The sequence below is a fragment of the Apibacter sp. HY039 genome (genome assembly GCF_004023655.1).
Classification (GTDB): Bacteria; Bacteroidota; Bacteroidia; order Flavobacteriales; family Weeksellaceae; genus Apibacter; species Apibacter raozihei.
This window is the reverse complement of sequence record NZ_SAYM01000002.1, coordinates 693,089-716,394: the sequence shown is the minus strand read 5'-3', so window position 1 is coordinate 716,394 and position 23,306 is coordinate 693,089. Positions and strand designations below refer to the sequence as shown.

At 29.5% G+C, this 23,306-nt stretch carries 24 protein-coding genes; 14 read left to right on the top strand and 10 right to left on the bottom strand.

What is annotated here, in order from left to right:
* Positions 1 to 54: 54 nt before the first annotated feature.
* Positions 55 to 330 (bottom strand): hypothetical protein, encoded by a 276-nt coding sequence (locus EQ921_RS07340; protein WP_128331142.1) that lies wholly within the window; start codon positions 328 to 330, stop codon positions 55 to 57.
* A 220-nt stretch (positions 331 to 550) separates the two neighbouring features.
* On the opposite strand from EQ921_RS07340, the gene EQ921_RS14960 reads away from it, so the two are divergent.
* Together EQ921_RS14960 and EQ921_RS07330 are read left to right on the top strand one after the other, a co-directional pair.
* Complete coding sequence (locus EQ921_RS14960) at positions 551 to 1,399, top strand: RHS repeat domain-containing protein (RefSeq protein WP_305000477.1); 849 nt, start codon at positions 551 to 553, stop codon at positions 1,397 to 1,399.
* Between the two features lie 80 nt (positions 1,400 to 1,479).
* A complete protein-coding gene (locus EQ921_RS07330) occupies positions 1,480 to 1,959 on the top strand; it encodes a hypothetical protein (protein ID WP_128331140.1) in 480 nt (159 codons plus the stop codon).
* 143 nt (positions 1,960 to 2,102) lie between these two features.
* Here the strand turns inward: EQ921_RS07330 and EQ921_RS07325 are convergent, their stop codons facing one another.
* Complete coding sequence (locus tag EQ921_RS07325; protein ID WP_128331139.1) at positions 2,103 to 2,324, bottom strand: hypothetical protein; 222 nt, start codon at positions 2,322 to 2,324, stop codon at positions 2,103 to 2,105.
* Positions 2,325 to 2,560: 236 nt separating this feature from the next.
* On the opposite strand from EQ921_RS07325, the gene EQ921_RS07320 reads away from it, so the two are divergent.
* The 8 genes from EQ921_RS07320 to EQ921_RS07285 all read left to right on the top strand — a co-directional run bounded on the left by EQ921_RS07320 (position 2,561) and on the right by EQ921_RS07285 (position 8,775).
* Positions 2,561 to 2,644 carry a hypothetical protein gene (locus EQ921_RS07320; RefSeq protein WP_128331167.1) on the top strand — a complete coding sequence of 28 codons (84 nt, stop codon included), beginning with the start codon at positions 2,561 to 2,563 and terminating at the stop codon, positions 2,642 to 2,644.
* Between the two features lie 238 nt (positions 2,645 to 2,882).
* Positions 2,883 to 3,080, top strand: coding sequence for a hypothetical protein (locus tag EQ921_RS07315; protein ID WP_128331138.1), 198 nt, complete (start codon positions 2,883 to 2,885; stop codon positions 3,078 to 3,080).
* Complete coding sequence (locus tag EQ921_RS07310; RefSeq protein ID WP_164875603.1) at positions 3,041 to 3,316, top strand: hypothetical protein; 276 nt, start codon at positions 3,041 to 3,043, stop codon at positions 3,314 to 3,316. Before EQ921_RS07315 ends, EQ921_RS07310 begins: the two co-directional genes overlap by 40 nt.
* A gap of 120 nt (positions 3,317 to 3,436) precedes the next feature.
* A complete protein-coding gene (locus EQ921_RS07305; RefSeq protein WP_128331136.1) occupies positions 3,437 to 3,976 on the top strand; it encodes a hypothetical protein in 540 nt (179 codons plus the stop codon).
* A 2,017-nt stretch (positions 3,977 to 5,993) separates the two neighbouring features.
* Complete coding sequence (locus tag EQ921_RS07300; protein ID WP_128331135.1) at positions 5,994 to 6,245, top strand: hypothetical protein; 252 nt, start codon at positions 5,994 to 5,996, stop codon at positions 6,243 to 6,245.
* A gap of 614 nt (positions 6,246 to 6,859) precedes the next feature.
* Entirely contained in the window at positions 6,860 to 7,510 is a 651-nt protein-coding gene (locus EQ921_RS07295; protein ID WP_128331134.1) for a helix-turn-helix transcriptional regulator, read from the top strand.
* Between the two features lie 17 nt (positions 7,511 to 7,527).
* Positions 7,528 to 8,295, top strand: a complete 768-nt coding sequence (locus EQ921_RS07290) for a hypothetical protein (protein ID WP_128331133.1) — start codon at positions 7,528 to 7,530, stop codon at positions 8,293 to 8,295.
* A 120-nt stretch (positions 8,296 to 8,415) separates the two neighbouring features.
* The gene (locus EQ921_RS07285) at positions 8,416 to 8,775 is read left to right on the top strand and encodes a hypothetical protein (protein ID WP_128331132.1); all 360 of its coding nucleotides are present in this window, start codon (positions 8,416 to 8,418) and stop codon (positions 8,773 to 8,775) included.
* 20 nt (positions 8,776 to 8,795) lie between these two features.
* Here EQ921_RS07285 and EQ921_RS07280 read toward each other — a convergent pair whose 3' ends face one another.
* Positions 8,796 to 9,662 carry an aldose 1-epimerase family protein gene (locus EQ921_RS07280; protein ID WP_128331131.1) on the bottom strand — a complete coding sequence of 289 codons (867 nt, stop codon included), beginning with the start codon at positions 9,660 to 9,662 and terminating at the stop codon, positions 8,796 to 8,798.
* 543 nt (positions 9,663 to 10,205) lie between these two features.
* On the opposite strand from EQ921_RS07280, the gene EQ921_RS07275 reads away from it, so the two are divergent.
* The gene (locus tag EQ921_RS07275) at positions 10,206 to 10,832 is read left to right on the top strand and encodes a hypothetical protein (RefSeq protein ID WP_128331130.1); all 627 of its coding nucleotides are present in this window, start codon (positions 10,206 to 10,208) and stop codon (positions 10,830 to 10,832) included.
* A 121-nt stretch (positions 10,833 to 10,953) separates the two neighbouring features.
* On the opposite strand, the gene EQ921_RS07270 is transcribed toward EQ921_RS07275, so the two are convergent.
* Positions 10,954 to 11,556 carry a nitroreductase family protein gene (locus EQ921_RS07270; protein ID WP_128149057.1) on the bottom strand — a complete coding sequence of 201 codons (603 nt, stop codon included), beginning with the start codon at positions 11,554 to 11,556 and terminating at the stop codon, positions 10,954 to 10,956.
* Between the two features lie 96 nt (positions 11,557 to 11,652).
* Here EQ921_RS07270 and EQ921_RS07265 point away from each other — a divergent pair, with 96 nt between their 5' ends.
* The 3 genes from EQ921_RS07265 to EQ921_RS07255 all read left to right on the top strand — a co-directional run bounded on the left by EQ921_RS07265 (position 11,653) and on the right by EQ921_RS07255 (position 14,147).
* A complete protein-coding gene (locus EQ921_RS07265) occupies positions 11,653 to 11,988 on the top strand; it encodes a helix-turn-helix domain-containing protein (RefSeq protein ID WP_128331129.1) in 336 nt (111 codons plus the stop codon).
* 369 nt (positions 11,989 to 12,357) lie between these two features.
* Positions 12,358 to 12,726: a DoxX family protein gene (locus EQ921_RS07260; protein ID WP_128149053.1), complete on the top strand. Its 369-nt coding sequence runs from the start codon at positions 12,358 to 12,360 to the stop codon at positions 12,724 to 12,726.
* Between the two features lie 479 nt (positions 12,727 to 13,205).
* Complete coding sequence (locus tag EQ921_RS07255; protein ID WP_221410479.1) at positions 13,206 to 14,147, top strand: Fic family protein; 942 nt, start codon at positions 13,206 to 13,208, stop codon at positions 14,145 to 14,147.
* Positions 14,148 to 14,209: 62 nt separating this feature from the next.
* Here EQ921_RS07255 and qatD read toward each other — a convergent pair whose 3' ends face one another.
* From qatD to EQ921_RS07225, 6 genes are all read right to left on the bottom strand, one after another.
* Positions 14,210 to 14,938: a Qat anti-phage system TatD family nuclease QatD gene (gene qatD / locus EQ921_RS07250; protein ID WP_128331127.1), complete on the bottom strand. Its 729-nt coding sequence runs from the start codon at positions 14,936 to 14,938 to the stop codon at positions 14,210 to 14,212.
* Entirely contained in the window at positions 14,939 to 16,273 is a 1,335-nt protein-coding gene (gene qatC, locus EQ921_RS07245) for a Qat anti-phage system QueC-like protein QatC (RefSeq protein ID WP_128331126.1), read from the bottom strand.
* Positions 16,260 to 17,081, bottom strand: coding sequence for a hypothetical protein (locus EQ921_RS07240; protein WP_128331125.1), 822 nt, complete (start codon positions 17,079 to 17,081; stop codon positions 16,260 to 16,262). Before EQ921_RS07240 ends, qatC begins: the two co-directional genes overlap by 14 nt.
* Positions 17,082 to 17,083: 2 nt before the next feature.
* Positions 17,084 to 18,961, bottom strand: a complete 1,878-nt coding sequence (locus EQ921_RS07235) for a P-loop NTPase fold protein (protein ID WP_128331124.1) — start codon at positions 18,959 to 18,961, stop codon at positions 17,084 to 17,086.
* A 177-nt stretch (positions 18,962 to 19,138) separates the two neighbouring features.
* On the bottom strand, positions 19,139 to 21,076 hold the full coding sequence (locus EQ921_RS07230; protein ID WP_128331123.1) for a UvrD-helicase domain-containing protein: 1,938 nt from the start codon (positions 21,074 to 21,076) through the stop codon (positions 19,139 to 19,141).
* Positions 21,058 to 23,160 carry an ATP-dependent endonuclease gene (locus tag EQ921_RS07225; RefSeq protein ID WP_128331122.1) on the bottom strand — a complete coding sequence of 701 codons (2,103 nt, stop codon included), beginning with the start codon at positions 23,158 to 23,160 and terminating at the stop codon, positions 21,058 to 21,060. The genes EQ921_RS07230 and EQ921_RS07225 overlap by 19 nt, the downstream gene beginning before the upstream one ends.
* Positions 23,161 to 23,306 lie beyond the last annotated feature (146 nt).

Genomic DNA, 23,306 nt, shown 5'->3' with positions numbered 1-23,306 from the left:
AAAAATTCAGTAAATATTAAAAAGAAAAACCCCGCACTTAGCGGGGTTTTTGTATTAAGGTTCTTTATTGAGCAAATCCAACAACTCTAACTCGTCTTTAGGGATAAGCGAGCGCAGGAGAGCAAGGATGTTGTAAATGTCCCATTGGTTATGTTCGGTGTAATTAGGAAAAGAAATTTCCGCTAATAAAGCGGTTTGGGTAACCTTACAAAGAGATTTAAGGGTAAAACCTAAATTCTCGTAATCGGGAATAGATTTTAGTTTTTCTAAAGTAACTAAGAAATCTTTAGGGTTTAGTTTTTCATTGGATGACTTGTTTTCTGTTTGCATGATAGAAAGATTTAAAAATTAAAAAAAAGGCAGGTCGCTGCAAACAGAATCTACCAAGGTAGAAAAGTCTCGGGACTTATATTTGTATTTTATCCTAAAATAGTATCTTTGGTAGGTAAAAAGAGTTGATTGAAATAGTTTACTATAGCCTTGTTTAGTTATACAGACTGGAGTAAGAGTTTTTTAGAAAAAAGTAAAAACTAAAAGAATAAATCCTTTCGTGTGCAACGGTAAGGAGTTGGATGAGGAAACAGGTCTTTACTATTACGGTGCCAGATATTACAATCCAAGGGAATCTGTGTGGTTGTCAGTCGATCCGTTGGCTGAGAAATGCCCAAATATTAGTCCTTATGCTTATACATTCCAGAATCCGATAAGATATACAGATCCAACGGGTATAGAACCAAATGATCTACCAATAGGATGGTTTATAAATTACCAAGGATTTATTCAGTCGTCTAGTTCCCCAATAAATGGATGGACATATGTAGGAGATACAAAACCTGATGTTAATCGTTATAAAGAACTAGAAAGATTAGGTGGAACTCTATATCATAAAAATACTGATGCTTGGACAATAAGGTTTTGGAATAAGGCATTTGGAACTAGTTTAGTTGAAAAGAAACAATATGATTCCGCTTTGGAAAATTTCTTTTCGGAAACAGAAAGTATGCTTTATTGGATGTTGGCATTTAAGGCAGCTGGGATAGGTTTGAGATTTGCAGGTGTGGGAATTGGAAATGTTGTTAAACTTACAGGGTTTCAAGTTGATTTATTCGGAGGAGCAGTTACGGAGTTGAAGGGATTTATAAATTATGATATGATGGCAAAAATAGGAATAGCAGATGATGTAGCGAATTTTAGTAAATGGTTTGGAGCAGGGTCTGTTAAAAATATTATTGCAAATAATTCTCAGGCAGAATTTCTTAAACATATTTTACCTTCTTTAGAACAAGGAGGAACTGTGACAGTCAGAGGAACTATGTCTAATAAATTTTTTAATAAAATATGGAAAGGAACAGCAGAAGGATTGGAAAATTATAAAATTATGAGTAAAACTAAAATGTAATGAATCAAGGTTATAAGACAACAGGTGGAAAACCAATACAAGGACAAATTAATGAAATAATTTTGCAAAAGAAGTAGAAAGTGAAAAAATATAAAATAGAAAACGAACCTGTAGATACTCTTGAAGCATATTTTGGTACTATTCTTAAAAATAAAGAAAATTTAATAATACCTTATATTAATCTAGGTGTATCTGAACATGAATTTAATAAGGAGAAGTATTTAATGTATTTAGACTATTCTTATATAGTGGCTTTAGGAATAAAAGCTTTGAGATTTAATTCGGATATTTCTAGCGATCAAGAGTCAATGTATTTTGGGGGAGAAAGTATAGGTAAAACAAAAGATATTTTTGACATTGAAATTATAGCAAAAGATATATTTTTATTTGTAAATAATGATTTTAAACTATCTAAATTTTTTTGGATACCTAAGGATATTTTGAATGAAAAAAGTAATATGGATAGTATTAAGGTAGATGAGTTTGTAAATAATGTCAATTTATCTTATGATTTGAAAAGATTAATGGGTGGTGATATGACAGAAGTTTTAGTAAGGTGATTTTTCAAGATAAAATTATCTTATGACTACTAATAAATTAATGGTAATTTTAAAAGAAAAACCCCGCTCATCGAGCGGGGTTTTTAATTTTACTCTTCTTTATTAAGCAAATCCAACAACTCAAACTCGTCTTTAGGAACAAGCTAGCGAATAAGTTGGAGAATATTATAAATATCCCATTGGTAGTGTTTGGTGTAATTGGGGAAGGATAGATCAGCCAGTAAAGCGGTTTGGGTAACTTTACAGAGGGATTTAAGAGTAAAGCATAAGTTCTCGTAGTCGGTAATGGTTTTTAGTTTTTCAAGAGTAACTAAGAAGTCTTTAAGGTTAAGGTTTTGGTTTGAAGACTTGTTTTGTGTTGTCATGGTAAAAAGTGATTAAATTAAATAAAAATGCAGGTCGCTGACAACACATTCTACAGAGTTGAAAAGTCTCGGGACTTTTATTCGGGGTTTATCTTAAAATAGTATCTTTGGCAGGTAAAAGAGTTGATTGAAATGGTTTACTATAATCTTGTTTAGATATTTAAACAGGAGTAAGAGTTTTTTAGAAAAAAGTAAAAACCGAAGGGAATCACCCTTTTGTATGTAACGGTAAGGAGTTGGATGAGGAAACAGGTCTTTATTACTACGGAGCTAGATACTATAATCCGGGGGAGAGTGTTTGGTTATCTAAGCGGTTATAATCCAATTATGGAAGTTGAGCATTATATTAGTGGTCAGCATAACGGAGGAGTATATAACTCGTTTAACCATAATATCTATGGATATTGTTATCAGAATCCAATAAGGTATGTAGATCCGAATGGAAAACAAAATGAAGTCACTGCAGGAACAGCTTCTGGTACTTCTTCCGGTACTTTTTCAAGAAGTACAAGTTACACATAGAAATCATTTGCTTTAGATGTTATAAATGTAACGACTATGATTCCACGCACTACTGTAGGCGCTTTACTTCATTCCACGGAATTAAATAATGGTGAGCAAGCATTCTTAGAGAAACAACATGCAGGAGTTTTAGGAAAAGCTGTAGCTAAATCTAATGAAGAAAGTTCTTCAAGAAATGAAAATTCTATAGAGCTATGTCTTTTAGTGAGTACAATAGGACAGAGGGAACATTGATGCAAAGAACAGATAAAAAAGGAAATTATATGGGAGAAGGACCTTTTGTAACAACTAGATTAGATTATGCACTGAAAGCGTTATATGATTTTGGAAGTAGCTGTAAATATAATTTAATAGTAGAATATACAGTTAGGCCTGGTTCCAAAGTCTTATTAAATATGATATCTATACCCTATGGTCCAGGAGTAACTGTAGGGCATTCTCAACGTCTAGGACTCACTATTAAAAAATGAAAGTGTTAAAACTTATATGGATAAAGTTATTAATTTTAGTTTTTATGGTACAAATACATATATGTTTAACGAATTATTAATTGAGCCTCCTAAAATTATAGAAACTAAAACAAATTAAAAATGAGTATATTAATTAAAATAATAGAGAATAAGACATTGTCCTTAACAGACAAAGAAAAAAAATATATAGAAAAATATCCTGAAAAATTTATTGAAGAAATAAATCTATATTTTCAGGATTTAAGTACTAATTATTCAGATGAGTTTCTATTTAATATAGTTAATGTTTATCATTTTTTTAGTGATGATTATGGTGTAATATCAGAATGTTTTCATCGTAATTTTTATTCTTATTATATTGATAATATTAGTAAAATGATAAGTTGTAGATATGACTTTGGTATTTACACATTAATAGACCTTTTTTATTGCTATCCAGCATTTTTTCCATATAAAAATAACAATGAAGAATTTATCATTAAAACATATCCTATATTATTTTTAGATATAGATAACATGTCTTCGTACATAGCTATTGCTAGTATAAGATTTATCGGAATAATAGCAAATGACATTAAAGGTAAATTTTACTTAGAAAGATATTTAAACGAAACCAAGGATAATAATTATGAGGAATATATTTTAGAAGAATTAGAGTAATGTATAAGAAGTATTGATAAGTTATTTTATTATATTATATAAATATATGATTACAAATATGTTAAAACCCCGCATTTAGCGGGGTTTTTGTTTTAAGGTTCTTTATTCAACAGATCCAACAGCTCTAACTCATCCTTAGGGATAAGGGAGTAAATGAGGTAAAAAATCAGTTACAAAAATATATCGATGATAAGACACTAAAATGGTTATATGAAGGAGAAATAAGGTTTGATTCATATCTGATACCCTCAACCTATCAATTTAAGTAAATAAATAGTATCTGAATATATAAAAAAATCCTGCTTATTATAAGCAGGATTAAATCTCATTTTAAATTTATACGACTTAAAAGAATCAAAATTCTCTTAAGACAAGATAAAGGTAAGAATAAAATAATATATGAGCTAAAAATTCATAATAATATTTTATTTAAATTTTTTAAATTATACATCAATTAATTGTTTATCAGTGATTTAATTGTTTAAAAAATTAATGTTCTTAAAGTTTTAGATTATAGTCTGAGTTTAGAGTTAATAAAAATTACAATTAGTATCTGATCCAAAAACATTTATAAAAAAAAGAAAGCCATTAAATAGCTTTCCTTAATAAAAATCGTAGTGTTAATAAATTAATTAGTTGTTTGCGTTCGCAATAAAGTTTTTCTATGATGCAAAATAACAGAGAAAAATAACATATAAAAAAAGGAAAACCGTAAAATCTAACATTTTTATAAAGATAATGACTTAAAATATTCAATAAGAATACTTTTTTTATCCTTTATAAGATAAAAAAAATAGATGTTAAAACTATAGGATAAATATAAATAATGATTTTTTTTTGTATAATGTTAATTAAAAATATAAAATTGGGGATCTTTAGAGAACTAAATATATTTAAATTTATAATTAAACAATATAATTAATAGACTGATTTTTTATATAATTGATAATCATATTGTTGTGAGTATTTAATAATTTGGTTGATAGATTAAAAATTTCTATATAAAAATATTTTCTTTAATAAAGTTTTAAACAAATAAAAAAAGCTGTTAAAAATTAACAGCTTTCTCTAATTTGTTAGTGCAAATAAAAATTAAATTACTATAAAAAAGTGTGAAAATATCTTTGTCATTTCTTATATAACAAATATCAAAAAGTATACAGAATTAACCGAATATAATAATATTTATATATTTATATATAACTCGAATTGATATAGTAAACAGACAAAGGCAAAAGAGATTAATGAAGAGGTGCTGATTGTTAAAAAAAGTTAAATCCTGTTTAAAAAAAGCAGGATTTAACTGTATTTATTATTAATTTATTAACCTTATAAAGAGCGCTTTAATTAAATGTATTTGTATATGAAAACAAAAATAATAAATTTATCTGATAAATCGCACAATATTTTGTTAATTTTAAATTAAAAGTATAAAAAAATCATAGAAACTAACTCTTTGGTTTATTCTTACATAGGTTTAGGTTTGAGTATAATAGCTTGTATTATAACGATTTGTGAAAGATGATTTTATTTGGGAAATATAGTGCAGATAAATTAAAATAAGATAAAATAAAAAAAGCTGCGGGTTAGACAGCTTTCCTCAATAAGTTTTAGTGTTAATTGTAATTATAATAATTTGATTCTATAAAAAAATCTTTTAGCGTTTCTATTAATTAATATGCCAAAAAGCATGCTCAACTAAATAGTATAAAATAAAATTTGTATATCGGTAAATAGATTATATTGATAATTAAGAAAAAATATAAATCTCTAATTACTATATAATTTTATTCATGTATCCTAATTATATAAATAATTTTTCTTATATTTAGTAATTAATTGTCTTTAGCTGTCTAAATTTATCTCTGTGGCCTCATGTGCACAAAAACAAAAAGAGAGATAATGCCAGATATAGATGTCAAATTATGTTAAACACCATACAATTTACCTGTATAAAAAGGTGCTACATAAATTTTATTATTATATTTTTTTAAACGCTAACTAATACTAATTACCTATGGAAATCAAAAAATACAAAATATCGCCACTAAACATATTCTCAGTTGTATTTGTATGGATGGGATTTACTTTAACAAATTCAGCAAGTCCATATTTTATTCAATTTTTACGATTTTCAACACTACTGGCAATGGCATTGTTTGTTTTATTGCTTGATGTTGTAGTCAGGTTCTTAGTAAATAATACCTATGCATTTTATTTACTAGAATTTTTAATTATAGTAATAGGACTATTTATTCTGCTTTTATAAACTAGGTGAAAAAAATGAAGCTAAATTTTTTTAAATGTATTTTAAAAGGAAATGATATATAAAAAAAGCTGTGTATTAGACAGCTTTCTTCAATAAGTTTAGCGTTAATTTAGAACATTAAATTAGTTATAATAAATTCAAAAAAATCTTTTAGTGCTATATACTTTTAATATACCAATAAGCGTGCATTAATTAGTTCAATCAAATATATTTTGTTCATATATAAATAGCTTATGCCAATTAAGGAATATTTGCTCATTCTAATATTTAGACAAGCAAAACAGGATATAAATAGTTAATACCACAATTTAATTTCAGATTATAAGATATATTATCTAACTTAATGACCTTTCAAAAAATTCAAATTAGATGAGTGCGTAGTTTTATTCATTACTAATAGATTGAAAATATCAGTTCATAGCTCATTTTCTTATTTCTCAATAGGAATCTAATTTTTAAGTCAAAACATTATGTTGTACTTTTATCAATAAATATATATTGATATTTTATAATCTCTTGGTCTTATTCTTAACTCTAAATAACCTGTATAAAACAGGTAATATATTGTAGTTTAATTTTTATCTTATTGATAAATAAATTTTAAATTTGTAAAGATGATTAAACCGGATTTAAATATACATCATGAAAGAAACATTAAACGTATTCGAGAGCTCTTAGGTTATAAACAAGAGTTCTTAGCTATAGAGTTAGATATAACACAACAGTCAATATCAGAAATTGAACGTAAAGAATTTGATAATAAAAAAACTCTAATGAAAATCGCAGATATTCTTCAAGTACCTATAGAAGTTATTGAAAATTTGAACAATAAAAAAATGGTAGATATAAAACATGAATTTATAAAAAATTTTATTGTCGATAATGAAAAGGGTTTACAAGGAAAAGTAATAAAATCAATTAGAGAACATCTAAATATACCAGTATCTGAAATTGCACTAAAATTAGGAATTAATAAACAAGAGTATTTAGAGCTTGAAAAGAAAGAAAAGCTAGATGCGGAAATTTTGGAGAAAATTGCTAAAGCACTTAATATTCCTGTAGAAGCTATTATTGAGCTGGAACAAGGAACAACGGTAAATATTGTTGCAAATACATTTACGGATTTTAAATATAATGCTGTAGCAAATCAAAATTACCCAACTTTCAATACCGTAGATAAAATTGTAGAATTATACGATAAACTCTTGGAAACTGAACGCGATAAAGTACGCCTTATGGAAGAGGTTCTGAAAGGTAGAGGGTAGAATTTTTCTGATTAAATATGTATAATCCTACACGAAGAAATAGAAATATTGGAACAGCTAAACAAGGAGCTGGACAAAACAATAAATTAGTTATACCAGGATCTACGGTTTTAGCAAGAAAATCATTTTATGAGCGAATAGGGAATCATAAAAAAATACATAAAAACATTAAAGATAATGAATTTGTTTTTATAGTAGAGGAAACACGTAAAACATCAGAACACGCTTGTACAGTAAATGATGTTGTAACTTTACTAAATGAAATTCCACCTCAGGATTTAGGAGAGCTTAAATATGTGATTTTTCGTCAACCTAAAAGAAAAGAGGAAATTTTATCGCCCGTATGGGGTAGATTAATTTATTCATATGATTATGAGAATGAATATTATCCTGCAATTATATTAGATGCAATTGATTATGAAAAGAAGTTTAAATGGAAGAAGAAACTTTCGATTGAAGATCAAAAAGAAATAAGCAGGTTACAACAAGACGGTCATAAGATTATTGATAATGGAAAATACTACCTTGCAGACTATGAATTGGAATATATTAGAAACACACAACTTTATAGAACCTTGCTTCATGAAATAGGGCACTATGTACATTATTTAAATGTAGTAGAAAAAACAGCTCTTGAAGAGGAAGAGAATGAGCTTTGGGAAAGGCGCTTTGACGCATATTTTAAAATACCAGTTATTGAAAAAGAAAAGTTTGCACACTATTATGCTGATGAGCTAAAAGCTCGCTTGTTAGCACAAAAGGTAATACCCTTTGATAGAAAATAGAGTAAATTGTATAGCTAGAATTAATTTTTGATTGTAACTTAAATTTTAAAGAAGCAAAAAAATGGGTGAATTTTTTACATGCAATAATAAAACGGTAATAACTTATTTAAAACCAATACTATGTTTTTAGGATTACGTTTATTCATATTCTTTATCATAGCTTTGCCCTTATCGTATATTATAGGCATGTGTTTAGCATTCCTTACCCTAATATACTTTAATGAAAAAAAATTAAAACTTAATGTAAAGCAAATACTGATATCTGGAGGTATAATGTATATTGTAGCACAACCTATAAGTTTTATTTTAATTATAATTCTTCAAATTGAAAAATTAAATAAAATTTTTGGTTTTTCGCCTGTAGATGATGGACTTAACATTTGTGAAACTCTATTTGCAGTTTTGTTCGCCATTGTTTTTACCTGCTCAATAATAAGCCTTAGACTGCATCATAAACATAAAAAGTTTTATTTGTCTTAAAATATTACTTATTTTCTAATTTATATTATCTCAATTGAATACTTAGCTTTAAAAATTTCATTCGGATTTAGATGGTTCATCCAGTCGCGGTCTTTAAATTCTCCGGAAAAATTTACCCGGTCACAACGGCCATACCAGGGCTCAATACAAACAAACGGAACGTTTTTACCTGCCGGAGACCATATTCCAGCCAGTGGAGACTCAAAATGCACGCGTACATAGGGTTTTTTATTAGGGCTGAGCAAATCAATACAAGAGATTCCTTGTTTTTCAAAAATAAGCGCATCACGGTCAAACAAAGTAGAGATTATAGGAAGCAAACCTTCGTTTAGCGATAATACATAATGTTCAGAAACATCTATACAGCCTTTTTCTTTAATAAGCATGTACTGAAGCTCCTTTTCAGAAAAACCCAAATAACCCTTACTCATCTCAGTTGTGTCAATCAGGTTAAAAGCCGGATGTGCACCTATCTGAAAATGCATAACCTTACTACCTGTATTCTCTACTTCCCAGTTCACATGTACAAAATTTTGTTCAAGCCCGTAACTTATAATAAGTTTAAACGGAAAAGGATATTTAGAAAGTGTCTCCTCGTTGCTTTCCAGCTGGTAGCTAATTTTCTGAGAAGAGTCAGAGAGTAAATTAAAAACCATATCACGGGCAAAGCCGTGCTGTCCCATGCAGTATTCCTCACCGTCATTTATATATTTTCCATTCCATAAACTGCCGACAATAGGGAATAAAACAGGAGAATGTCTTTTCCAAAACTCAGGATGAGCCTGCCAGATATATTCCTTATCAGTATCATTGTGTTTTATACTGCAAAGCTCAGCTCCCAGAGAATTTATTTGTAAAGTAAGAATATCGTTTTGTAATGTTGCCATAATGCAGAGACTTAATAATAAACAAATATACCTAAACTTTTTTTCAATTATACTAAAATTTAAAGTATGATGGAACGTCTGTAATGTTATATTTCAACATGAAATTTAACAAATAAACAAATATAAATACAAATAAATATAATTAATATTTGGCTATATATATATTTATTTATATCTTTATGATATAATAATCTATTTTGAATTTATATTTAAAATAGTTTGTAAACAGATGAAAAGATGGTTGATCTTTTTTAGTACTCTTTATTTAAAGAGGTTTTTATAGGTCTGAGAATTAAAATACAACATATAATAAATATTTTATCAAATTTAAACGTACTGAACTTTGTAAATAATCATTACTGAATGTATATACAATTCTAGGTATTACCATTACCCTGTATATATCAATTGAAAAGTTGCATTTATTAGTATGCGAGATAAACCTAAAGTCAGTACTGAATTAAATCTCTTTGTTGTAAATTATGTGTAAAAAACACACACACTACAGGTGGATAATTTGAATATAAACTGCATGTAAGCCCTATGATACCTAAAGTACTTATAGAAACATATAAATTAGAACAAGAATTGAGTCTGTTGCAACAGCAATATAAATCTAAAGAAATAAAATCAAATTTTGATGATAGCAGTGGGGAAAATTCAGAGAAGTCAGAAAAAATCAGGGTTTTTCCTCAATACACGGAAGAAGTAAAAAAGAGGTATCATAGTAAAATTAATTCAAGGTTTTTATCGGAATACAAAAAATGTAATAATGAAAATCTATATTTTTTAGGTTGTTCGTTTCATAATTATAAAAAAAATTATGACTCACGTTGGAAACAGTTTAAACAAAAATATTGTGATGCAGAAAGGTATAATTTTATCAATGAGGAATTAACAGATGTAATTAATTTTAGCCTGCCAGATTATATCAATTTAGATGTTAGAAAAAGCATATCGTTTTCGCTCGAAAGAACTATAGAGTTTCTTATCAACAAACTTAAAGAAAATGGATTCGAGATTCGGTTTTCCAAAAATAAAGAAGGTATTGAAATATTATCCGAAAAAGATAATTTGAAATATTATTTTACAACTAAGACATCCCAAGAAACTACTGATTGGAAAGCAGGTAATTATTGTTTCGGAATTAACAGGAATGGTTCTTATTGAAAAAGATGGTCACCTTAAAGAAATGATAATAGTATAAAATACAAATATAAATTTTGCCTGAAAGCAGGTATCGGATTAGTTACTGATAAGTAGCTTTCAGGCAAATTTTGTTAGAATTTATTTACTTTATTACCGTGATAATTTTATCTTTTTCTTGTCTGGTTTTAGGATGCAAGGAAGGCTGATTACTATCCTCCGAATCCCTGTATCCTATAGCAACAGCAAACAAAGGTTTTAAATGTTTTAGATTTAATATTTCGCCATATTTCACAGCATCTATACCCTCCATAGGAGTAGAATCTATTCCCATAGCAGCACATGCACTTAAAAAATATCCTAATGAAATATATACCTGGTGCTGCATCCATGCTTTAATTTCCTGTTCTGGTCTTGTTTTAATAAACTGGTTGTAATAAGCCTGTGAACCTTCAGGTAAATGATTAATAATTTGTTCTTCGAAATTTGAAATACTATCTTCTGCACAAAATACTACCAAATGACTGGCATCTTTAATTTTATTTTCATTAAAAAAGGAAGCTTCAGCCAGACTTGCTTTAACCGCGTCATTTTCAATAAATATAAAATTCCATGGCTGGCTATTGATAGATGATGGGCTTAATCTCAAAATTTCTTTGAGTTCATTTAACTGTTCTTCAGATAATTTTTTGGTTTTAGTATACTTTTTAGTAGAATATCTTTTTTGTGCTAATGTTAAAAAATCCATGTTTTGTAAATATTAAATTAAACTATCAATTTTATAGTTGCAAACATAAGTATAGTATTTTAACTTTGCAATAACGGTCAAAAGAGATAGTATAAAATGAAAATCATTAAAAACAATCAATATCCCTGCAACACAAGTGTTACCATGAAGTATATTGGAGGCAAATGGAAAGCAGTTATTTTAATGCATCTTACAAAAGAAAAAAGATACAATGAACTTAGAAAAGAAATTCCTTCGATTACGGAGCGTACTTTGAGTTTACAATTAAAAGAATTAGAAACAGACGGTTTAATAGTAAGAACAGTTCATACTAATAAAGCTCCGCTAAAAGTGAGTTATCACTTAACGGATTTTGGTAAAAGTTTAGAGCCTGTGTTAAAAGTTATAGAGCAGTGGGGGGCTATGGCTGCTAAGAGAACTCTATGTTTTTAGTAACGTAGTGTTAGCAAAATGATCTGAATTTAAAAATAAAGGTGATTTTAAAAAATGATAGACAGATAGATATATAGCTAGAACTGTAGATGACACAAAATATAAACATATATACTTTTTCATTCGTCTTAATTGTGCGTTCGTAAAAATTAAAGAATACATCAGTAAGAAATTAATATTACAGCTATGAATATATCTTAAAACTTAGTAAAATACGTTCATTTTTTACGTTGCAGTTCATTAAAATATTTTTACTGATAAAAGTACATAAAGTATTGAGGTAATAAAATAAAAATATCAGCATATATTTCCTGCTCTGTATATATTTATAATGTACCTTTAATATAAATTTAAATATCTATAATTAACATGAAAAAACTATTGTATTACCTAATGGGAGTTATGTATGTGTTGGCAGGAATTAATCACTTCATAGTACCGGATTTATACATGAAAATTATGCCGCCGTATTTACCTTATCACAGAGAATTAGTAGAAATAAGTGGGATATGTGAAATGATTTGCGGTATTTTACTTTTATTAAAACCTACGAGGAGGCTGGGAGCCTGGTTAACCGTTGCGTTATTAATTGCGGTATTTCCGGCAAATATTCAAATGGCCATTGATTTTTATAAGCAAAATAATCCGTATTTACCAGTTGCAATACTAAGGCTTCCATTGCAATTTATTCTTATAGCATGGGCTTATAGCTATACAAAAGAAAAAAGTCCTGTTTAGCAATAATTAATAGTCTGATAGTTTAGGTGGTATGCTTTAAAAAATATAGTTAAAATTAAGAATATGAACAAAAAAAGCCTTATCAATTCGATAAGGCTTTTTTTATTGCGGAGAAAGAGGATTTAGATTTCTCCTCAACTCTTAGCTTATAATCAATGAGATAACAGATGTTGTTCCTATTAGTGATAACACTTGGGTAACAAAATGTATACTCGTTAAAAACCAAAGATCTTACCGTGATTAATCGGTATTCAAATATACATTTTATTTTCAAATCTTACAAGCTATTCGTTTCCAATGTTTAAGATTAGTGCAAGGTGCAGCTATCTATATATAGATAGCTGCACCTTGCACTAATTTACATATTAATCCTTATTTTGATATATATCCGAAACTATTGGGTAGCTTTTGAATAAAAACTACCCAATAAAACTACCCAAATCAAAAATACTATCTATCTTTGTAAGATTATGACATATGTGCCTCCATATAAGATTACTACAAAAATAATAGACCTTGTTTCTAAAATAAGTGAGGGAATAGGTAACCTTTATGCACGAGAAGAATTACGTTTACATCGGATAAACAGAATTAAAACTATTCAAGGTTCATTAGCTATTGAAGGTAATACTTTGAGTATAGATCAAATTACAGCAATACTCGATGGTAAACCGGTCATAGCTCCTATAAATGAAGTTCAGGAAGTCCGGAATGCAATTAAAGCATATTTGTTGCTTGATGAGTTGAATCCAAATAGTGTAGACGATTTGTTGAAAGCGCACCTAATAATGGAAAGTGGATTAATTGACGATGCAGGGAGCTTTCGTTCTAAAGGGGTTGGTGTAGCCTCAGGTGATGAGATTATACACTATGCGCCACCTGCTGAACGAGTACCTTTTTTGATAAAAGACTTATTCGATTGGCTGGGAAAAACCGATGAACATCCACTCATAAGGAGTTGTGTCTTTCATTACGAATTTGAATTCATACATCCTTTTTCCGATGGTAACGGGCGTACCGGAAGGCTTTGGCAAACACTCATTCTAAGTCATTGGCGTCCTATTTTTAAGAACCTACCTATTGAGAATATTGTTTATAAATATCGAAAAGAATATTATCAGGCAATTGCCATTAGTGGAGGAGAGAATGGATGTACACCATTCATTGAGTTTATATTGGGAGTGATTAATGAAACATTGGCTGCAGAGAAATATACTTCACAGAGTACTCGTGATAAGATACTGGATCAAATCCGCAATAACCCTAAGATTACTCGTAATGAGTTAGGTATTGTGTTAGATTTAACTCCTGATGGCGTTAAATATCACCTTCAAAAGATGACAAAAGAAGGTGTTATTATCCATAAAGGCTCTGCCCGGAATGGATACTGGGAAATTGTAGATGACCTCTCTGTTAAATAATAAATTTCATTAATTGGCAAGTATTGATTCTTTCCTTAGTTGAACATTAAAATAGATTTATCTTATTTTAGATTTTGAATAATATTCTGAAAATTTGATTCAATTATTATTTCAACTTCTACTTTATCTAACTGCCATTCATCACTTAAGAAAGAAATAACAGTTTGCACTTGTCCTGGCTTAATTGGAACATTATTTTCAATAATAAAAGGACCATCTGTTTCTGTTAAAATGAATTGTTTGGGTATTTTAGATATGATTTTTCTACCAGATGCAGACTTGATCATTGCCGGATTAATAGAAAAGAAGTATCCTGCATTTATAATATCATCAATCAAGTTTAATCCTCCAGAATACCAATGAAAGATTGCTGATTTTATATTGTTTTTTAGTAAGAGTGCAAGAACCTCTTTTTCAGCTTTTCTAGAATGGATGCTCAAAACCTTTTTCTGCCCAGAAACAACTTGCAATATTTTAGAAAAAGTATCTATTTGAATTTCTTTTGTTAATATGCCTTCTTTTGAAAAATCTAAACCGACTTCTCCGATGTAAGATGTTTTGGAAATATTCTTTAAAAATATATTAAATTCTGTTTTATGAGAATCTGCCATTAATGGATGCATTCCTAAAGCAATCCTTATCTTTCTTAAAGATTGAAAATAGGGATATCCCATTTCAAAATGGCTCGGAAGATTAGTCATTGAAATTATAGGAAATCCATTACTTTCACATTCATTTAAAATAGTCTGAGGATTGGGATATAAATCAATATGGCAGTGTGTATCTAACATCTAAATTCCAGCTTTTAATTTGACTGTTGAACTACCTACTTTATTGATCCATTGCTCTAACTCTTTTCTTGTTCGCCAGACGACTTCAACAAACTGATTAAGTTTAGACAAATTTTTCACACCATTTACAATAAGCTCCTGCTTAATCTCCTCTTTAGTTATTGGTGTTGTCAAGAAATCCAGAAGTGCTACTATATCCTGAGCCTTCTTATATTTTTCTTTTAAAGGGAATAAATTATTTATGGAGTTTCCATAACTAGTTTCATCAGTTGTTTCCTGTAAAGATACTTGACGATATACACAAGGCATACAAATACCGCAATGGGTAGCAGTCTTTTTTCCTGCCTCCCAATGCGCTCTGTGTCCACGTTTTCCACAGGAGTTTGACATTGCAATTAATTTAGTAAGATTGGGCTGGTCTGTGCAATTAGTTACCATTTCTTTTTTAGTTTGAAATTCGTAAGGATTCTGTATATCAGTTGGTATGGATAGAATTTTCCAAATTGACAATACATTATCCAGAACAAAAGGGTGTGTCGTTCTCGTACTACAAGAGCTTCTTCTTGATGTACTAAGTGGAAAGTTTAATGATACAGTACCATTTTCAGGAACGATTATATTTTGAGTATTTGTTGCCTGTGCGGTCATTAACGCTATTCCGATAAACAAAAGAGATCTGCTTCTAAAAGTCGTTTCTCTATTGACGTTTGTATGTTCTAATGATACTCTGAGTGAAGGAACATATTCGAATTGTGTCGGATAAATTTTTTCAATCTCTGATATCAGCTCTTTTTGGTCTCCTTTAGGGCCGTGCATTTGTGGATCATAATGCGAAACGAATAAAATCTTGTGTCGGGGATTCTGCTTAAGAAAATCCAGTGCTCCAATTAATGAATCCAACCCACCAGATAACAAATTAACTTGTGCGAATGGAACTGAATATTTTTTTTCTAAAGCTACTTCAGGTAAAATAATTGTTTCTTTTCTAAAATCAACATCCCAGTAATCTCCTGTCAAGAAAGATAACAATCTATTTATCTCTACCTTACATGTATTCCATTTGGTAGGATTATGAACAGGGAAATTAACTTTTAGTTCTCTTGACCAACCATCCACCGAATTTTGTTTTCTTGCAACAAACCTGTCAACTCCATATACAGAGGCACTTATTGTGAAAAAATCTAAAATATCTTTACTAACGAGGTGTGAGAATGGTAATAAAGTTTCAAAATCAATATTTAGAGTAGAATTTCCTCCAGAAGTATCAACAATATTTATATGACCAACGCCGGAAGATCCATCATAGGTAAGTTTACCAATATTAATTGTTTTCATCACAGATAATTTTAATTACAGAATCAAATATTTTTTCTATTTCTTTTTTTCCTGCTTGTCCATTCCAGTCAATTTGAGCAACAGGTCTTTGAGTGTTTAGAACTTTCACTTGGCCTAAGATATCATTTTTGATTATTTTAAAAGTTTCCTTTCCTATTTCTACTCCTTTTTGTTGTTTTACTTTTTCTTCGAATCTTTGAGACAGATGTTCAAAAACATATATACCCCAAAACTTACAAAGTATATTTGACAATCCTTTTCCATCTACATATTCTTTAACTAATTCTTCAAATCTATCTATATTATTCCCAGCTAGTTCTGCAAGTTCTTTCATTATTTCACAAGAAGCATTATTAGCAGCAGTTTCATCCATTCCCTCATTTGATTCTGTACAAAATACAAGAAGGAAATCCAAAACTTCCTGAAAAGTTTTGCCTTGTAAAGAACCAAATCCGATATCAACTAAGGTTTGTTGTAAGCCATTACTCCCAATACCCACAAAGAAACTGGTTATCTTTCCTGCGGACTTAATTCCAGCTTTTCCAATAGAGGTGGATTTGCCACTACTTATTTTGGAACGACCTCCTCCTGTTTTTACAAGATTTCTAAAAGTGGATTTTAGATGGGCTGATCTTCTTTCTGAAATTAATTTATATTGTTTTGCTTCATCATCGGGACTAATATTCTCATCATTTTCTAGTTCTTTCTCTTTCTCAACCGTCTTGGAAATATTAGTGATGGATTTATTTAAATCCTTCCAATTAGGCTCGCCTGTAACACCAGGTGTCATTCTTTGTGTTGTCCCCATTATTATTTTCGATTTAGTGCTTTATTAATTGATGAATTTTTATCAAAAAGACTATATAATGATTTTATATTTTCATTTGAATTGGCAGCTAATTTTAATTCATTTGCCAAGTTCCAAGGAATTTTATTATGATCAATTTTCTTTATAACTCTTTTAAAGGCATCCAATGCTTCTGTAGAATTTTGAGCCATCATTTCAATAAATACTTTATGGATATTATCATTTTCAGGAGATTTAATTAACTCTTTTTCAAGCAATGACAGTAATGTTTCCATATCTGTATCATTTAGTTTTCCAATTACTTCCTGCCTAATAGTATTAGTTAATATACTTCCAGAACCGGGATCAATCAATTTTTTTGTTAAACTCCTAATATGTGGCGATATTAGTGATGCTCCACTGATTGTCGTAGATAGTTGGTCTCTCGAAATCCAATAATAATCTCTTAAATCTTCTGTTGTAAGTTTTGGTTCAGCGTTAAGCCACTTTAGTACTTTTTCTGAGGTCCATGCTGGTGAAAACTGTTTTTTGATTTCTTCTGTGTTTTCTTCGCTGGCCAACTTTTCAAGAATAATTATTTCTTTCGGTTCACCTTTCTGCGTAGACTGCCAATTATATATCTCCTTAAATAAGCTAGTTTCAGCATATTCCAATACCATCAATTTAGCAAGAATATCAATTTTGAAGTCAGATAATTTTGCAACCTCTGCAAGTCTATTTCTTAATGTAAAGGTGTTTAGAAATCGTTTAATTTGTCTAGGATTTCCTTTTAAACCTTCAGTGATAATTGGGGATAGAGAGGCAATTAAAGAAACGCTCTCTGCTAGTTTCTTCTTTTGTTCATCATTTAGTATATTCTGAATATCTCCTAATCCAAATACATCGTAACGGTTACTTTTTCTATTTTCTATAAATGCATCGATTACCTTCTGAAAATCACCTTCCATTTCTCTTTTACAAAAAAGTAGAGTTAAATAAGTTTCAACCTCATTATCTGTTAATTTAGGCAGATAGTAGGGCACTTGTATTAATTTCTCCAGATAATCACTTACAATACGCTTATTTCTACTATCCGGATCATCCGCATTCTCAATACTATCAGTTTTATAACGATGTTCAATGGCGTGTCTTACAATTCTTGGGTCAGCACCAATAACAAAAGCCGTCTTTTCGACGTTTAAAAATAATTTAATAGCTTCTAGATTTTCAATCAGTCTATCGGGAGTACATCTATCTAGGTCATCAATAATTACAACAAGTTTCTTTATTTCAGACTTATCAATCATTTCTTTAAAATCATCCCGAAACTCCCTAACAATTGTTACTTCTTCATCTTCATTCTTTTTTATTATATCTTTCAGAAAATCTTCTGCCCCATCTCCTTTTAATTTTTCTACTAAATCTTCTGTTTTAAACTGAGAAAATTCATTGACCAGAAATGGTAATAAAGAGAGTCCTCCTGTTAAGTAAGCAGCAGCTCCGGGAATAATTACTTTTTTGAAACTTAATCCCAATAAACGCATCCACTTAACAGATTTAAATAATTTTACAGTCTTATCCTTTACTTTATTTCCAATAGTTTCATGTTTATCAAACTTTTCGATAATAGATTCTAATAACGCAGCTTTTGCATCATCATACCCTTCAAATACCCATCCATTAAAATATAACACAAGAGTTCCATCTTTAAGTCCGTCTTTGTTGCCTCCTGTTAATTCTTCTTTTACTATTTGTAAGATACTTGATTTTCCACTTCCCCAATCTCCAAATACTCCAATTGTTACCGGTAAAACTTTGTCATCCCTGATTACATCCACCAATAAATCTGCATGGACTTTAAATCCTAATAAATCTTCCGAAGTTTCGTTATCTGCCCACATAATTATCTATTTTTTAGTATGATTTTAGATTATTTAATATCGTTTTTATCTTCTTTATCCTCGACAATTTTTCTAACTCTTTTTCATAATAAGACAGGTACTCAAAAATAAGTTTACCAATTATCTGATACTATAGACTGGTTTACAAACATATTTCCTGTTTAATTTAATTTTTTGTTACTCTCCAATATCAATTACATTTTCATCTCCGAACCATTCTTTAGCCTTAGCTATTACCTGAACACTTGGATTATGAAAGAAAACTCCTAAATTTTCTTTAGCACGTGTACAACATACATAGAATATTTTTTGCGTTCTTACTAATACACTTGCTGTCGCTGTTCCCAGAAACATTTTTTCAAAATTGTAGTTATTCCAACCTCCATTATCAAGTATTACGAGAACATTATTAAACTCAGCACCTTTAGTTTTATGTTGTGTAGAAAAAGGCGTTTGACCTTCTAGATATTTATATAGTTTTTGAAACTCATGATATTCTACATCCTTAACCTGATTATATAAATATGGATTTTCTTCCTTAAAGGTTGTGAGTTTATCATCAATCAAGCAAATACCTTTCTCATGAGCGTCATTTATAACTTCTTCAACAGTTTTGTTTCCAACATTAATAAGATTATCAATATTTATCTTTAAGGCTCTTTTACTTGCTGTAGAGGTTATGTGAAGTCTGAAGTCAGTAACTCTCAAAAATTCATTGTACTTCTTATTTTGATATAAAGAGATATTATTCTGAATTTTAAACAAATGCCTTATTAAATTATCTCTTTTTGAACCTTTTTTATTTTCATCATTCTCATCTTGCTTTTTATCATCAAGCAACTGGTCTTTATCTACATACATTTTAGAAAATTCAGAATAGTTTAATGATTTTGCATAATCGTACAATTCTGTATTATTATCAATAAAAATCTGCATTGTATTAGTCGGGCTGACGGCATTTAACTCTCGACCGCTTTTTCCATCCTGTAATATATGAATAACTTCGCCAAATGTGTTTTCTGAAAAATCAGTTGTAATATTATTATCTTTAATGAATCTCTTTATTCTACCCCTAAAACTTAAGATGTGGTCTCTATCATAAATATTCATTAAAGTTCTAAAGCCAGCTTTATCTGCAATTAAATTATGTGTAAGATTTAATTCTTTGGTTTCTTCAGAGTTGTTGAAATCCCATGCGTAATTTTGAGTTAGATAATGTTCAACGTCACTAATATCATCACTCGTTGAATAGAGAAATAATATTGTCCCTTGTTTCATCGTTCCATCAGCAGTCATATTAGGTGCTTTCATATCCGCAAATGGGACTTGTCTAATTCCATCAGTACGAAGTTTATTCGCTAAATCAATAACTTTTTGAGGGTTTCTTCGATTCTGTTCTTTCTTTATTTCTTTTACAGTGCTAGGATCATCTCCCTTATATTCGTCAAGATTTCCAATTCCGTCATCATAAATGGACTGCATAGCATCTCCAAAGAAACCGATGATATTTTTTCTTGTACTTTTCTCAAAATGAGTCAAAAAAGTTTCAACTACATCTTTACTGGTATCCTGATACTCATCAATAAAGATGAATTTATATTTATCTTTTACAATACTGCTGAGTTTTGGGTATTTTTCAAAAAGGTAATTAGCTATTATCAATAGTTCATCGTGAGAGATGATTCCTTCACGTAACTTCAAGTACTCTTTATATTGAATACCATCTTCCAGATTATTATAAAAATCATCAGGAACAGGGTTGATGCCATCAATAGAAATCTTCGTTACATTCTCATCATTAGCTAATGAAATTACAGCTTCCTTTAATTCTTTTTGAAAATGTTTAATATTATCCCATAGAAAATCGTGTATTGTTGATACATTTAGATTCTTATGGTTAACTCTTTCTTCAATTTCCCGGACAGCTGCATTTGTGTATGTCATACAAGCAACTTTTATAGTTGGATTTTCTGCTATTACCTGTCGAATAACACTTACTAGCGAATATGTTTTTCCACTACCTGCTCCACCACTCAATAGAAAATTTCTGTTATTATCTATGGCCTGGAATATTTGCTGTACTTCTGGCTCTAAGTTTAATCTTCCTTCAACCATAATAATCCATTTTTAATGTATTCCGGAATATTCCAATTACTTAAATTCTCATCACTATGATATAGGATATCCAATGCAAAATGAGTTTTCTTTTTAATGCATTTATCTGCTAACGTATATGCATCCTTTTCATTATCGTCAAATAACTTTCTGTTTTGTAAACCTTGGAATTCATCTTTTTTATCATTGACGAAATTTTTATTTAAATGAATGAATGCATCTTCAAAACTTCTTGCATGGTATTTTTCACTATTTTCATTTACTTCTTCTTGTTGATAACAAAGACAAATAACAGAGCCTTCTCCGTACTTTATGGTTCTCTCTTCGATTGTTAAAGTCTTTAAGTTTTCCCAAGAAGTACCGGCTAAAAAGTAAATCAAGGCTGTATTACTTGTATCAACACCACTGTTAACAGGACAGGCCTCTAATACAACACCTCCTTTTTCATCTTTTTTTCCAAGATCTCCTTTAGAATCAATATCTGTAATTATCAAAGATTTTATTCCGAGAAATTCTATAAATTTCTGAAATATATGAGAATACGCCCCAACTTCTACAATAGAAATATTTTGTGATAATAATGGAAGATATTGTTCATCAATATTGGCCGCCTTTAAACGAAGGCTTTCCTCAATATCTACTTTTCTCATAAAAGTGGGTATTAATATTCTTTCTGTATCACCTTCAATCAGAATAGCCTTATCGGCAAAGAATACTTCGGCTCTGCTTATAGTCAGGTATTGTTTTAAAAACTGATATTGATTTGGATCTGCATCGTATTGTTTTCTTAAATCTTTCAGATTTCTTGCAACAACATTATTCTTGGTTTCGGCTTTCAAGTATTTGATATCATCAAAATCACTATCAGCAACTATATGAGAAGAGTGCGTCGTAATTACATATTGAAGAGAGCGATGTATTCCATCTTCTCTCTTTATGCCTTCCCTCAGTAATTCTTTTATATTTTTAATGAAAACATATTGCATCTGCGGGTGCGTATGGGCCTCCGGTTCCTCAATAAATAGAAGGTTAATATCAGCAGGAACTTTTTCTTTGTCTCTTTTGAATTCTTGAACAAGGATTTCTATTTCAAAAATCATACTGATTAAATTCATATACCCCAGACCATTATAGTGTTCCGGTAGTTTATGGTCGTCATGCGTATAAACAACAGTGGTATTTCCTTCAAGTAATTCCCGGTGTTGTAATGTTGAAATGATAGCAATATCAGTATCATTCAATTTAATACCACCAAAATCCCGTACCTTTTTAATAACATCTTTAAATAAGTCTTTATATATATTGCTTAATGTATTATCTGTTCCTGCAAGTTGATCTTTGAAATCCTCTGTTGCCTGGTTTTTCTCGCTACTATCTTCTTTTTTCTTATATAAACTCGAAGTTTGTTTTGAGAGGGTATATTCCTTCTCCTTGTTGGTTACATCACGCCTGGCGCTTATATATTTAAAATTAATAATATCTTTTGTACTAATTCCTTCATGTTCTAGATTGATATAATTAGCTTCATTTATACTATCAGCAGTTATATTATATTCGTATGAAAGTTTTCTCGTTTTAAAGTAATTTCCAATATCTTGTTTTAGGAACTCCTTTAATTCTTGTGTAATATACTCGCTATTTTTAGCCTTCTTAATGTTTTCTTTAGTTATAAATGTAGTATAATCTGTTCTTAGTTTTTGAAAATTATCAAAATCTAATACATATTCAAATCCCAATACAAGTTTATTGTTATCAGGGTCTAAGTCCATTAATACCCGACTGATGTTAGATAAATTATCTGTTTCTCCATATTCAATCAGTATTTTTAATTTGATTCCTTTTGGAAGAAACTCCTCAGGCAAATCTGTAGAAGTAATTAAAGTCTCTAGCTCCTTCTTAAACTCAATATTCAAATCATTATAAGAGAACTTACTGTTCTCATTCAAAAATTTATCAAGTACTGAAAGAATAGATGTTTTTCCTGTATTATTTTTTCCAATCACTAACGAAAGTTCGTCTTCTAATTCTATTTCGAACTTTTTGAGTAGTCGAAAATTCTCTACTTCAAGTTTAATTATCTTCATAATAGTAGCCCTGTATGATTTGGTTATTTTGTATCAATTTGTGTATCTCTATAAAGCAATAAAAAAACAGTTTATTACGCAGGAATTATATCAAATTATCACAATATTCAAAATTAAGAAAAATAATATAAATTATTTGTAAATTA